Genomic DNA, 12,258 nt, shown 5'->3' on the forward strand with positions numbered 1-12,258 from the left:
CCATGGGGCTCCCGGGAAGTGTCAACTCAACTTGACACCAAGCTAGGCTCATCCGCGGGGCATGTCAAGCATGCTTGACTCACTTCAGGGCAGCGAGACGCCCTGGGCGTAGAAGAAGCCCTTGCTCCCCACCGTCCCCAGGATGATCAGGGCCACGCCGGCGCAGAGGCAGTAGAACGCGAAGGGGTTGAGCCGGGGCCTGCGGGTGAAGCGGTCCAGGAGCCCGATGGCGAAGTAGCCCGACACGGCCGACACGGCCACGCCCACGGCGCAGGCCACGGCCGGGCTGATGGAGCCCGCCGGGAAGGCGAGTTCCGCGGGGAGGGGCTGGTGGCGCAGCAGGGGCTTGAGGATGTGGGTGCCCTCGAGGACCGCCGCGCCCAGGATGGTGGGCATGCCCAGCAGGAAGCTGAAGCGGGTGGCGCTGGGCAGCTTGAGGCCCCGGAACACGCCCATGGCGATGGTCGAGCCGCTGCGGGAGAGCCCGAAGCCGCCGCCGATGCCCTGGATGGTGCCCACGGCCAGGGCGTCCCAGGGGCCCATCTCCTCCAGGCCGCGGGCCTCGTCGTTCTTCTCGCTGAGGTTGTTGGCGGCGAAGAGCAGGGCCGCGGTGACCAGGAGGCAGACGCCGTAGACCCAGATGTGGGCCTTGGCGGTCTCCTTCAGGTGGCGCGTGGCGAAGCCGAAGACCACGGTGGGCACCATGGCCAGGAGGATCCACCCCGCCAGGCGAAGGCCCTCGGCATCCTTGCCCGCGATGCCGCGGAGCATGTGGAGGATCTCGGAACGGAAGTAGACGATCAGCGCCAGGAGGGTCCCCACGTGGAGCAGCACGTCGAAGGCCAGGGGCATGCTCTGCCTGAGGAGCAGGTTCTCCGCGAGGGTCAGGTGGGCCGTGGAGGAGACGGGCAGGAATTCGGTGAGGCCCTGGATGAGGCCCAGAAGGATCGCGATGAGAAGGGTCATGGAGGCTCCGTAGCGTCCAGGGTAGCAAAAAAAAGGGCTACAATCGGGACCATGAGATCCCTGGACTTCCGCTCCGACACCGTGACCCGGCCCACCCCCGGGATGAGGAAGGCCATGGCCGAAGCGGAGGTGGGCGACGACGTCCTCGACCGCGACCCCACCATGGACCGCCTGGAACGCCGCGTGGCCGGGCTCCTGGGCAAGGAGGCCGGGCTGTGGACGCCCACGGGCTGCATGGCCAACGCCATCGCCCTCATGCTCCACCTGGGGCGGGGCGGGAAGTTCCTGGCCCCCGCCCAGGCCCACGTGCTGGGCTCCGAGCTGGGCACCGCGGCCTGGCTGGCCCAGGGCATGCCCGAGGCCCTGCCCTGGGAGGGCGGCCCCGGCAGGATCACCCCCATGCAGGTCTGGAAGGCCGCGGGCGCGCCCGGGCCCTACTACTCGCTGCGCACCTCCCTGCTCTGCCTCGAGAACACCCACAATTTCGCCGGGGGCACCTGCCTTTCGGCCGCCGAGCACCGGGCGCTGGTGGAGCAGGCCCAGGGCCGCGACCTCAAGGTCCACCTGGACGGCGCCCGCCTCTGGCACGCCGCCGCGGCGCAGAACGCCTCCCTCGAGGCGATGGCCTGGGGCGCCGACACCGTGAGCGTCTGCCTCAGCAAGGGCCTGGGCGCCCCCATGGGCTCCGTGCTCTGCGGCAGCCGGGACGCGGTTGAAGGCGCCCGGCGCCTGCGCAAGATGCTGGGCGGCGGCGTGCGCCAGGGCGGCGTCATGGCCGCGGCGGGCCTGGAGGCCCTGGACTACCTGCCCCGCATTCCCGAGGACCACGAAAAGGCCCGGGTCCTCGCCGACGGCCTGCGGTCCATGGGCTTCCAGGTGCCCGTGCCCGAGACCAACATCCTGCTGGTCCCCGTGCCCGACGCGCCCTCGGCCCTGGCCATCCTCGAGGAGGCCAAGGTCCGCGTCCTGCCCGTGGGCGGCGCCCTGCGCTTCATCACCCACCGCGACCTCTCCCTGGCCGACGTGGCCGAGGCCGTGGAGCGCATCCGCGCCATCTCGGACCGCCTCGTGACGACCTGGGAGGGCGTCAGGCCGATGATCTAGGGAGCCTGTCTACGTATTCAGGAGGCCCCCGGGGAACCCCGGCAGGCCGCGCAGGGGGGCCAGGTCCGGATCCCCGGCCAGGCACGCCTGGTCCCGCCAGCCGCACGCTACGGCCGAGGCCAGGCCGTCAAGGGCGGCCTGCGTCTCGCCGCAGCGGAGCCAGGCCAGGGCCAGGCCGTAGGCGATCTGGGCCTTGCCGGCCCCGGCGAGCCAGGTCTCGGGCCGCACCTCCTCCACGGAGGCGGCGCGCAGAAGCCCGAGGGCCTTGTCCCGCGACCCGGTGATTGCGTAGGCCGAGGCCAGGCCGGCGCCGGCCAGGAGGCGGAGGCGCCCGGCGCCCAGCATGGAGGGGAATTCCGAGGCCAGCTGCCACGCCTTGCGGAAGGCCGGCAGGGCCCGGGAGGGATCCCCCCTGCGCAGGAGCGCCTCCCCCACGCCGCAGGCGCACAGGCCCAGCATGGCCTCGCGGAGGGCGTGGTCGGTGCGCTCCATCACCTCGGCGGCGGTGCGGAAGCAGCGCTCGGCGGTGTCCAGGTCGCCCAGGCGCAGGTGGACCTGGCCCAGGAAGGCCTCGTTGCCGGGGAACAGGCTGACCGTGACGCCGCCGCGCTCCAGGGCGGTGGCGCGGATCCCGGTCTCCAGGGCCCCGGCGTAGTCGCCCCGCTGCAGGGCGCACGAGGAGAGGCAGATCCAGGCGGGGATGTGGGTGGCGTCCACCTCCACCGCCGCGCGGAAACAGGTTTCCGCCTCCTCCAGTCCCCCCGGATCCCGCTCGGCGAGCACCAGGTGGGCCAGGCCATGGAAGTAGTGGGCGTAGACATAGTCCGGCTGCAGCAGGACGCTCTTGCGGCCCATCAGCACCGCCTCCTCCAGGTTCCCCTGGCGCATCAGCACGTAGCAGAGCCAGGGGTAGGGCTCAGTGATCTCCGGATCCAGGACGAGGGCCCGGTGGAGGTGGTCCGCGGCCTGGGCGAGGCAGGCGGGGTCGGTGCGCTGGATGTACCCCAGGGCGAGGACGGAACCCAGGCCGGAGTGGGCCATGGCGTAGCCGGGATCCAGGCGCAGGGCCTGCTGGAAGTTCCGCCGGGTCTCTTCCAGGGCGTTCTTGCCCTTGGCGAAGAACCGTTTCCTGCCCCTGGCATAGGCCTCGAAGGCCCCCAGCCGGTCCGGCCCCGTATCGCGCCCCGGTCCGCGGACCGCCTCCTGGAGCCGGTCCATGACCCGGGCCAGCAGCCCGCCCAGGTCGTCCCAGGTGCCCGTCAGGGGCTCCCATGCGTAGGCCCGGCCCGAGACGGCGTCGTAGAGCCGGGGCGTGAGGCGCAGGCCCCCGGAGATGCGCACGAAGCTCCCCGAGACCACCCACTGGACCTCCAGGAGCCCGGCGGCCCGGGCCAGGTCCTCCGGGGCCCAGTCCCCGCCCGGCACGGGCAGCAGGTTCGCGACGGCGGAATGGGACCCGGGCAGGGCGGCCCCCCGGTCCCGGGCCTCCAACCCGAGGGCGTGCGCGAGCCAGGCTTCGAGCCAGGCGTCCCCGGGGGCCGCGCCCTCGCCCCGGAAGGGCATGACCGCCAGGCGCAGGCCGCCCGCGGTGACGGCCGCCTCCGCGGCGCTCTCCCGTACCTTCAGGATCACCCGCTGGCCCAGGGAGGCCTGGGCTTCCAGGATGGGCCCCGGGGGGATGTCCAGGTGCATGGCCCAGAGGTGGGTGTCGTCGGCGGCCCGGATCAGCTGGGCGGTGAACCGCCCCTCCAGGCCCCCCGCCGGCAGCGGGGCCCAGCGCACCGTCCCTTCCAGGAGGAAATCGACGCCCAGTTCCCGGCAGAAGTCCCGCAGGGGCCGGTCCAGGCGCTTGGCCTGGAGGGCCGTGGTCCGGGAGGCCACAGCCAGGCCCCCCAGGGCCGCGAGGCCCGCGGTGATCTCCTCCGCGAGCCCTTCCCCGAACCCGGGGTCCCCTTCGGCTCCCAGGTGGTCGAAGGGCAGGACCAGCACCGTGGTCCTGGCCGGGACCGGGACTTCGCCGTCGGCGATGGCCTCCACGGGGGCGATGAGGTGGTAGCCGCATCCCCAGGCGCGGCCGATGTAGGTGGGCTCGCCGGCGGTGTCCCCCAGTTCCCGCCTCAGGAGCGAGACGCGCTGGGAGAGGGTCTGGTCGGTGATGAGTTCGTCGGCCCACACGGCCTCGATGAGGTCGATGCGGCGCACCACCTTCGGGTACTGGCGCGCCAGTTCCGCCAGGAGCTGGAGGGATTTGGGGGCCAGCGGCACCCGTTCTCCGGCCCTCTGCAGGCTGCCGCAGGCGACGTCCAGCGTCAGGTCGCCGATGCGGAACCGCTCCCCCTGAATTTGTCCTGCGGGCATTCCATGAATATAGCATTTTTCCCATGCGGCTTCAGAAAGTCTGGAGACTTTCGTCAGGCTTTCCCGGGGGGCCGGGCCGACCCTGCTGCCGAAGGATCCGGGCGCCCGTGGCGCCCCCCCAAGGAGGCAGGACATGAGCAGGAACCGCAGGATGACCGGAATCGCGATCGCGCTGGCGGCGGGCGGGAGCATCCTCCTGGGAGGCCAGGGCGATTGGGCCCCGTGGCGCGCCAAGGTGATCGCCCAGACCCGGGGGAACGCCGTGGCCATGGCCTTCACCCAGCGCATCACCGCCGACGGCGGCGAGGGCCTGGGCTACTTCACCTACCTGGCCGGGTACCCAGGCCCCATGTTCAAGGACGGGGCCGAGTCCCCCGAGACCCGCGCCTACTTCACCTTCCGCTTCAAGCGGGACGGCCTTCCCTCCGTCGTGCCCCAGGGCGCCCAGCTCGTCATGCAGCAGAAGGCCACCTGGACCATCTGGTACCACGAGAACCCCGGCGCCAGGTTCGACGAGGCCGACTCCTTCGACCGCGGCGTGAAGATCGGCGAGATCACCGCCACCCTCGTCCAGATTTCCGTGGACATGCGCACCTTCATGGTCCCCACCGGAGCGCCGCCGCCCGCGCCCGCGCTGGTGCCGGTGCCCCTGGCGGTCACCTGGGCCTCCTCCTTCGACGACCTCCAGACCTGGTCCGGACGGTTCCACGGCCCCGACGGCCACGCCTACGTCTTCGGCGCGGAGGGCGACCGCACCCGCTGGGAGGGCCCCGCCCTCACGGACGCCACCGGTTTCGGCACGGCCACCACGCAGGTGATCCAGATCTCCAGGGCGTGGGACTGACCCGGGGCGGACCCGCGCCCGGGAAGCCCTGGCGGCCCCGGGCCGGGTCCATTACCCTGGCAAGGACCGCCTGGAGGTCCTCACGTGATCCGCTTTCAGCACGACCCCCGCCCCGCCCTGGACGCCATCGCCGCGCTCTACGCCGCCTCCCCCCTGCGCCGCCCCATCGGCGACCCGGCGCGCCTCGGGGCCATGTTCGACCATGCCAACGTGGTGATCTCCGCCTGGGACGGGGAGCGCCTGGTGGGGCTGGCCCGGGGCTGGACGGACCACGCCTTCGACGGCTACATCTGCGACCTGGCCGTGCACCCCGCCTACCAGGGCCGGGGGGTGGGCCGGGGCCTGCTGGAGGAGGCCCGGACCCTGGGCCCGGGCATCCAGTGGGTGCTCTCGGCCTCGCCCCTGGCCAGGGACTACTACGCGCACCTGGGCTGGGAGCCCATCACCACCGGGTGGAAGCTGCAGCGGGAGGACCCCCTGCCCTCCTACGAGGCGTTCCGGGCGGAGTTCGCCCACCTGGCGGAAAAGGCCTGAGAAGGCCCGTCCCGCTTTCCTCGCCGAGGTGGCCGAGGGGCCGAGGTTCGCCGAGAAAAGATTGTTGAAGAGGGCCTTCGGGCTCAGTCCTTCTTCCCCATCTTCTTCATCATTTCCTCCTTGAGGGCCAGGGCGGCCGGGTCCCGGGGGGCGGTGGGGGCGACCCCCACGATCTCGCCCACCTTGTCCGACAGCAGCACGCCCAGGAGGCTCTCGATGAGGTTCCCGCCGCCGCCGGCTCCGCCCATGTTGATCTTGGGCACCACGTCCACCTGGGAGGACTGGATGGCCTCGGCGAAGCGGTTCATCACCTGCTGGACCAGCTGGAATTGCGGGCCGCCGTAGGCCCGCACCTGCTCCTCGATGGCCATGGCCTGGGCGATGCCCACGCGGGCGGCCTTCTCGGCCTCGGCCTCGGCCAGGGACTTGATGCGCTTGGCCTCGCCTTCGCCCATGAGGCGGAGCTTCTCGGCCTCGGCCGAGGCCAGGGTCTGGATCTGGGCGGCCTGCTGCTGGGCGCGGGCGTAGTCGGCCTTGCCGGCGTTGCTCTGCACGTTGATGGCGATCTCGGACTCGGTGAGCAGGGTCTGCTGCTTGGCCTTGGCCTCGGCCTCGCGCAGCTCCCGTTCCTTGACGGCCGCGTTCTCCTGGCGCTCGTAGGTCTCCACCTGCTCGTTCGCGATCTGGCGGCTGCGCAGCTGCATGAGGATCTGCTCGATCTGGCCGCCCGCGGCGCCGCTGGTGGGGGTGCCGATGAGGACCTCCTGCAGCTCGAGGTTGTACTGGACGAACTTCTCCTTCATCTGGACGCCGCTCTGGTCCTGGATGGCCGAGCGGTCCTGGATGAGCTGGATGAGGGTGCGGGTCTGGCCGATGTTCTTGAAATAGGCGCTGACCATGGGATCGAGGGTCTGCTCCACGAGCTTCTTCACGTCGCCGAAGCGCTGGATGACCAGCGGCGCCTTGCGGTAGTCGATGTGCACCACCACGGACAGCGGCAGGCTGGGCTCGAAGGCGTCCTTGGTGATGAGGCTCACCTCGGAGAGGTTCTCGTCGTACTTGTGGGAGCCCACCTCGGACTTGTTCCACTTGAGGATGAAGTTGGTGGTGGGCACCACGAGGACCTTGCCGGCGTAGGTGTTGAACGCGTACTTGCCGGGCAGGAGCGGCTCGCTCCAGACACCGCGCTGTCCCGGCGTGACCAGCTCGCCGTGGCGGTACTCCGTGCCGCTGATGTCCAGGCCGGCCTCGCCGGTGTAGGACACCACCACGCCCACGTTGCCCACTTCCACCACCGTCTTGGGGATCAGCTCCACCGTGGCGAAGAGGCGGTTGATGTAGTAGGTTCCTTCCACCAGGACCTGGTACTGCCGGCCCCGGAAGCCGCCCGCCTTGAGGAACTTGTCCGCGTCCTGGAAGTTGTTGTGGTAGCTGGCGGTCTTGGTCAGGTCCTGGCCCACGGTGGGCGCGATGATCTCGCCGGAGGGCAGCGAGGGCCCGTCGTGCACGGTGGCGATGCCCACGGCGTCGTCCGTGCCGCGGATGATCACGGGGCGGTAGCCGCCGCGCTCGGCGATGACGGCCGACATCTTGGTGAAGGAGTCCAGCTCGCTGCGGTCCATGGGGAGGTAGTACATCTGGTCCTCCGTGAGGACCACGAACTGGGCGAGGTTGATGGCGTAGGTGCCTTCCCGCAGAAGGCCGCGCTGGGGGCCCTTCTGGCCGCCCGCGCTCAGGAAGGCCCGCACGTCCTGGAAGCCGTCGGTCGCCTCGTTGGAGGCCAGGGTCTGGGTGGGGGGCAGGTCATGGCCGTCCCGGGCGAAGACGTACCCGATCTTGCTCTGGGGGATGGTGACCAGGGGCACCTTGTGGATGCGGTACATGAAGGGCATGAAGAGGTGCCAGCCGCCGCGCAGCACCTCGGGCTGGAACCCGGCCTCCCCGGAGAGGGCGATGAAGCCGGACTTCACCGACCCCCGGTTGCTGATGAGCTTCTCCACAATGCCCACGCGGGTGTTGGGAATGTAGCGCACGGTCTTGGAAAGCAGGAGGAGCAGCACCAGGGCCGCGACGGCCCAGGCCAGGATCTGGAAGACGGGAATCCCTGACACCAACTCCATGGTGGCTCCTTGTGATTTGGATGCCCCAGTGTATCAGCCTGGAAAATCCCGGGGGGATCAGGCCCTCAGGTAGCGCTCCCGCAGGCTGTCGCGCTCGTCCGGCCCCAGGCCCAAGTGTCCTTCCAGGTAGGCTTCGACGCCGCCCATGGCGCTGAAGGCGGACTCCAGGTAGCTCCTGCGCACCTCGAACATGGGCCGGACGCCCTCCCGGGTCATGGGCGGCTTCAGCAGGTGCGGCGCCACGGCCAGCACCGTGTCCATTTCCGCATCGACATCCAGGCACCGGGAGGTGAGCAGGTAGTCCTCCATGACGTCCTCCCGCGACACGCCCAGGGCCAGGAGCAGCAGGGCGCTGCCGAAGCCCGTGCGGTCCTTGCCCGCCGCGCAGTGCAGCAGGACGCGGGCGTCGGGGATCGCCAGGATGTGGGCGAACATGGCGCGGTACACCTCCGCGTGCTCCAGGGCGAGGACCCGGTAGAGCTGCTCCATGAAGGCCGCGGTCCGCGCCGTGCCGTCCGGGGCGAAGAACCCCTCCAGGCTGCCCGGGACGATCTCCAGGTTCTCGGTCCGGGGGGCGGCCCCGGAAGCCCAGGCCGAGGGCTCCAGGTCGCACTCGGAGCGCTGGCGGAAATCCACCACCAGGTCCAGCCCGAGGGCCCCCACCCGGGCCCGGTCCCCGCCGGTGAGGCCCGAGAGGCGCCCCGACCGGAAGAGCCGGCCCCAGGCCACGGTCCTCCCGCCATGGGCCCGGTAGCCGCCCAGGTCCCTGAAATTGCGGACGCCTTCGAGGCGGAGGTGGCGGTCGGGGGTCTTGGTCTGGCCATCCAGGGGCATGCGCGGTCCTGTCGTTCGTGGGGATCCAGCATACACCCTGTCCCGCTTTTTTCCTAGAGCCCCAGCGCGTCCAGCTTGGGCTGCTCGTAGGCGCCATCCTCGCCCGGGGACCGCAAGTCCTGGACGCCCTTCTCCTTCGCCAGGGACCACACGAGGCTCTCGCCCGCGGGCAGGACACCGGGTTCGAGGGCATAGGCGGGATCGGCGTAGGCCTCCGCGGGGGAGATGAACGTCCACCCCAGGTCCCTGAACATCCCGATAACGTCCGGCAGGAAGAGGGCGTTGATCAGGTTGTGGTGGAGCAGGAGGACATGCCGGACGTCCCGGCCCAGGACCCTGCGGGCCAGGCCGTCGTAGTAGGCCGCCCGGTCACGGAGGTGGTCCAGGTAGGCCCGCCGGTAGGGGGCGAGGTCCGCCGCGGGTTCCCTGGCGAGCCTGGCATGGAGCCGCTGGTCGTAGTACCAGTCGCTGGCGTCGATGGTGACGTGGCCGTTGCGGTAGCCCCTGGCCTTGAGGAAGGCCCGCGCGCCGTCGCGCTTCGCGGCCGTGTCGCCCTCCTTGAGGTAGGGGAAGCGGAACCACTTCGCGTAGCCCGGAAGCCCCCGGATCAAGGCGTCGTTCTTCTCGAAGTCGGCCTCGAAGGCCTCCAGCGTGGCCTTTTTCGCGTGGAAGTAGGCGTGGGCGTAGCTGTGGTTCGCGATGCGGTGCCCCGCCTCGCCCCAGGCCCTGACCAGGGCCCGCCCGGCGGGGTCATCGAGGCACCTGCTCCCGGCGACGAAGAGGACCGAGGGCACCTTGGCGGCCTCCAGCGCGGCCAGGATCGCCCGGTTCTTCCCGGCCGCGTCCAGGGCGACCTTCTGCCCGGGGGCGGGGCCGTCGTCGAAGCTGAGGGCGATCGACTGGGCCTGGAGGAGGGATGCGAAAAGCAGGAGGACCGGAAGGCGCATGACCCAGTGTAGTGCCTCAGCAGATCCTCGGCAGCTGCTCGCCCGACAGCAGGTCCAGGATCCGCCTCGTCCCCAGCCGGGTGCGCAGGATCACGGTGCCGGGGCCTTTTTCCGTGACGGTGCCGATGCGGGCCGCGCCTTCGCCGCCGGGGGTCGCGCGGAGGATCTCCAGGGCGCGGGCCGCGGCGTCGCCGGGCACGAAGGCCACCATGCGCCCTTCGCAGGCCACGTAGAGCGGGTCCAGGCCCAGCATCTCGCAGGCGCCCTCGACGCCGGGGATGACGGGGATGTCGGCTTCCAGCACCTCCACGCCCACGCGCCCGTCGGTGGCGATCTCGTTGAGCACGGCGGCCAGGCCTCCGCGGGTGGCGTCCCGGAGGCAGGTGGGCGCAACGCCCCCGTCCAGCAGGGCCCGCACGAGCCCGTGGAGCGGCCCGCAGTCGCTCTCCACGGGCGTGCCGAAGGCGATGCCCTCCCGCACGGACATGACGGCCACGCCGTGGCGGCCCACGTCGCCGCTGACGAGCACGGCGTCCCCGGGCCGCACCTGGGCGGGTCCCACCTGGAGGCCCCGGGGCACGGCGCCGATGCCGGCGGTGTTGAGGTAGAGGCCGTCCCCCTTGCCCCGGTCCACCACCTTGGTGTCCCCGGTGACGATGGAAACGCCGCAGCGGTCCGCGGCGGCCTTCATGGAGGCCACCACCCGGCGCAGCTCCTCGATGGCGTACCCTTCCTCCAGCACCATCCCCACGCTGAGGTAGAGGGGGCGGGCGCCGGCCATGGCCAGGTCGTTGACGGTGCCGTACACCGCCAGCTCCCCGATGTTCCCGCCCGGGAAGAAGCGGGGCCGCACCACGTAGGTGTCGGTGGTGAAGGCCAGGCGGCAGCCGTCCACCGACAGGACCGCTGCGTCGTGGCGGGCGTCCAGGGCCTCGCTGCGGAAGGCCGGGAGCATCACGGCCTCCAGCAGGTCCCGCATCATCCGCCCCCCGCCGCCGTGGGCCATCTGGATCGTGTCGTGCCGGAGGGGGACGGGGCAGTTCAGCTGGAAGTCCATGCGTTCTCCGTCCTCAGTCCGTGGCGTGGCGGCGGTAGCGGTAGTAGGCCGCGCAGGCCCCCTCGTTGCTGACCATGGTGGCCCCCAGGGGGTTGTCGGGCGTGCACAGGGTGCCGAAGGCCGGGCACTCCCGGGGCCGGATGATCCCCTGGAGCACGAGGCCGCTGCGGCAGTGGGGGGACTCCGGCCCGCCCACGCCCTCCACGTCGAAGACCCGCTCCGCGTCGAAGGCGGCGTAGGCCTCGCGCAGGCCCAGCCCGCTCATGGGGATGACGCCGATGCCGCGCCAGGCGCGATCCTTCACCCGGAAGACCTCCCGGACCAGCTCGCGGGCCGGCAGGTTCCCCTCGGGGCGCACGAGCCGGTCGTACTGGTTCTCCACCTCGTGGCGGCCCTCCTCCAGCTGCCGGATGACCATGTGGATGCCCTGGAGCAGGTCGAGGGGCTCGAAGGCGGTGACGACGATGGGCACCCTGTGGCGCTTCGCGATGGGCTCGTACTCCCCGGTGCCCATGATGGCGCACACGTGGCCCGCCGCCAGGAGGCCGTCCACCTGCCGTTGCGGGGACGACAGCACCGCCTCCAGGGCCGGCGGCACCAGCACGTGGGAGACCAGGACGGAGAAGTTGGACAGCCCCCGCCGCCGGGCCTCCGCCACCGCCATGGCGTTGGCGGGGGCCGTGGTCTCGAAGCCCACGGCGAAGAACACCACCTTCCTGAGGGGGTTGTCCTGGGCGACCTTCAGGGCGTCCAGCGGCGAGTAAACGATGCGCACGTCGCCGCCCCGGGACTTCACCTCCAGCAGGTCCGACCCGCTGCCGGGCACGCGCAGCATGTCGCCGAAGCTGCAGAAGATCACGTCCGGCCGCGAGGCGATGGCCACGGCCTTGTCCACCAGCTCCACGGGCGTGACGCACACGGGGCAGCCCGGGCCGTGGATGAGGCGGATCTCCGGGGGCAGCAGCTCGTCGATGCCGAAGCGCACGATGCTGTGGGTCTGGCCCCCGCACACCTCCATGATGGCCCAGGGGCGGGTCACCAGGGCCCAGATGGCCTCGATCCAGGGCCGCGCCGCGGCGGCGTCCCGGTACTCGTCCACGAACCTCAAGGGCCCTCCATGAGCCTGAAGGCCTCGAAGGCCCTCAGGGCCTTCTCCTCGTCGATCACCTCGATGGCCGACCCCGCGTGCACGACCACGTAGTCCCCGGGACGGGCCGCGGGCACGAAGGCCAGGCAGACCTCCTTGACCACGTCCCCGAAGGCCACGTGCCCGAGCCGCAGGGGGCCCTCCTCCACGTCCACGACCTTCCCCGGGATGCCCAGGCACATGGAGAACTCCCTCCTGTTGATGGGTTCAAGGATATCCAGGCCGGCGCCTGAAGCCAGGATTGATTAGGAATGGTGAATATAACTACCGTCAATTTATGGATTTGCCTTTGGGCACGGGACCTCGCGCCCGGGCATCAGAACAGCAGCTCACCCGAATCAAGGCCG

The 12,258-nt window shown here is 71.2% G+C and carries 11 protein-coding genes; 3 read left to right on the forward strand and 8 right to left on the reverse strand.

Annotated features, from left to right (window positions below; genetic code table 11):
- Positions 1 to 84 precede the first annotated feature (84 nt).
- Positions 85 to 966 carry an undecaprenyl-diphosphate phosphatase gene (locus ACZ5MC_RS12375; RefSeq protein WP_306600787.1) on the reverse strand — a complete coding sequence of 294 codons (882 nt, stop codon included), beginning with the start codon at positions 964 to 966 and terminating at the stop codon, positions 85 to 87.
- A 51-nt stretch (positions 967 to 1,017) separates the two neighbouring features.
- Between ACZ5MC_RS12375 and ACZ5MC_RS12380 the strand changes: the two genes are divergently transcribed.
- The gene (locus ACZ5MC_RS12380) at positions 1,018 to 2,070 is read left to right on the forward strand and encodes a threonine aldolase family protein (protein WP_306600788.1); all 1,053 of its coding nucleotides are present in this window, start codon (positions 1,018 to 1,020) and stop codon (positions 2,068 to 2,070) included.
- A 9-nt stretch (positions 2,071 to 2,079) separates the two neighbouring features.
- Here ACZ5MC_RS12380 and ACZ5MC_RS12385 read toward each other — a convergent pair whose 3' ends face one another.
- Positions 2,080 to 4,428 carry a winged helix-turn-helix domain-containing protein gene (locus ACZ5MC_RS12385; RefSeq protein WP_306600789.1) on the reverse strand — a complete coding sequence of 783 codons (2,349 nt, stop codon included), beginning with the start codon at positions 4,426 to 4,428 and terminating at the stop codon, positions 2,080 to 2,082.
- Positions 4,429 to 4,579: 151 nt separating this feature from the next.
- On the opposite strand from ACZ5MC_RS12385, the gene ACZ5MC_RS12390 reads away from it, so the two are divergent.
- Together ACZ5MC_RS12390 and ACZ5MC_RS12395 are read left to right on the forward strand one after the other, a co-directional pair.
- Entirely contained in the window at positions 4,580 to 5,272 is a 693-nt protein-coding gene (locus ACZ5MC_RS12390; protein WP_464515939.1) for a hypothetical protein, read from the forward strand.
- Positions 5,273 to 5,356: 84 nt separating this feature from the next.
- Positions 5,357 to 5,806 (forward strand): GNAT family N-acetyltransferase, encoded by a 450-nt coding sequence (locus tag ACZ5MC_RS12395; protein ID WP_306600791.1) that lies wholly within the window; start codon positions 5,357 to 5,359, stop codon positions 5,804 to 5,806.
- An 83-nt stretch (positions 5,807 to 5,889) separates the two neighbouring features.
- Here ACZ5MC_RS12395 and ACZ5MC_RS12400 read toward each other — a convergent pair whose 3' ends face one another.
- The 6 genes from ACZ5MC_RS12400 to ACZ5MC_RS12425 are packed head-to-tail and all read right to left on the reverse strand — an operon-like array spanning position 5,890 to position 12,093.
- The gene (locus ACZ5MC_RS12400; protein WP_306600792.1) at positions 5,890 to 7,926 is read right to left on the reverse strand and encodes an SPFH domain-containing protein; all 2,037 of its coding nucleotides are present in this window, start codon (positions 7,924 to 7,926) and stop codon (positions 5,890 to 5,892) included.
- Between the two features lie 57 nt (positions 7,927 to 7,983).
- The gene (locus ACZ5MC_RS12405; protein WP_306600793.1) at positions 7,984 to 8,760 is read right to left on the reverse strand and encodes a tyrosine-protein phosphatase; all 777 of its coding nucleotides are present in this window, start codon (positions 8,758 to 8,760) and stop codon (positions 7,984 to 7,986) included.
- A gap of 53 nt (positions 8,761 to 8,813) precedes the next feature.
- Positions 8,814 to 9,707 (reverse strand): polysaccharide deacetylase family protein, encoded by an 894-nt coding sequence (locus ACZ5MC_RS12410; RefSeq protein ID WP_306600794.1) that lies wholly within the window; start codon positions 9,705 to 9,707, stop codon positions 8,814 to 8,816.
- A gap of 16 nt (positions 9,708 to 9,723) precedes the next feature.
- Complete coding sequence (gene hypE, locus ACZ5MC_RS12415) at positions 9,724 to 10,764, reverse strand: hydrogenase expression/formation protein HypE (protein ID WP_306600795.1); 1,041 nt, start codon at positions 10,762 to 10,764, stop codon at positions 9,724 to 9,726.
- A 13-nt stretch (positions 10,765 to 10,777) separates the two neighbouring features.
- Positions 10,778 to 11,872 carry a hydrogenase formation protein HypD gene (gene hypD, locus ACZ5MC_RS12420; RefSeq protein ID WP_464515940.1) on the reverse strand — a complete coding sequence of 365 codons (1,095 nt, stop codon included), beginning with the start codon at positions 11,870 to 11,872 and terminating at the stop codon, positions 10,778 to 10,780.
- Positions 11,869 to 12,093, reverse strand: a complete 225-nt coding sequence (locus ACZ5MC_RS12425; RefSeq protein ID WP_306600796.1) for a HypC/HybG/HupF family hydrogenase formation chaperone — start codon at positions 12,091 to 12,093, stop codon at positions 11,869 to 11,871. Before ACZ5MC_RS12425 ends, hypD begins: the two co-directional genes overlap by 4 nt.
- Between the last annotated feature and the right edge of the window lie 165 nt (positions 12,094 to 12,258).

This window comes from Mesoterricola sp. JemC181 (assembly GCF_055384585.1).

Coding starts and splice junctions, on each gene's coding strand:
- ACZ5MC_RS12390 (WP_464515939.1), top strand. CDS start 4,580: ATGACCGGAATCGCGATCGCGCTGGCGGCGGGCGGGAGCATCCTCCTG.
- ACZ5MC_RS12400 (WP_306600792.1), bottom strand. CDS start 7,926: ATGGAGTTGGTGTCAGGGATTCCCGTCTTCCAGATCCTGGCCTGGGCC.
- ACZ5MC_RS12385 (WP_306600789.1), bottom strand. CDS start 4,428: ATGCCCGCAGGACAAATTCAGGGGGAGCGGTTCCGCATCGGCGACCTG.
- ACZ5MC_RS12410 (WP_306600794.1), bottom strand. CDS start 9,707: ATGCGCCTTCCGGTCCTCCTGCTTTTCGCATCCCTCCTCCAGGCCCAG.
- ACZ5MC_RS12380 (WP_306600788.1), top strand. CDS start 1,018: ATGAGATCCCTGGACTTCCGCTCCGACACCGTGACCCGGCCCACCCCC.
- ACZ5MC_RS12425 (WP_306600796.1), bottom strand. CDS start 12,093: ATGTGCCTGGGCATCCCGGGGAAGGTCGTGGACGTGGAGGAGGGCCCC.
- hypE (WP_306600795.1), bottom strand. CDS start 10,764: ATGGACTTCCAGCTGAACTGCCCCGTCCCCCTCCGGCACGACACGATC.
- ACZ5MC_RS12405 (WP_306600793.1), bottom strand. CDS start 8,760: ATGCCCCTGGATGGCCAGACCAAGACCCCCGACCGCCACCTCCGCCTC.
- ACZ5MC_RS12375 (WP_306600787.1), bottom strand. CDS start 966: ATGACCCTTCTCATCGCGATCCTTCTGGGCCTCATCCAGGGCCTCACC.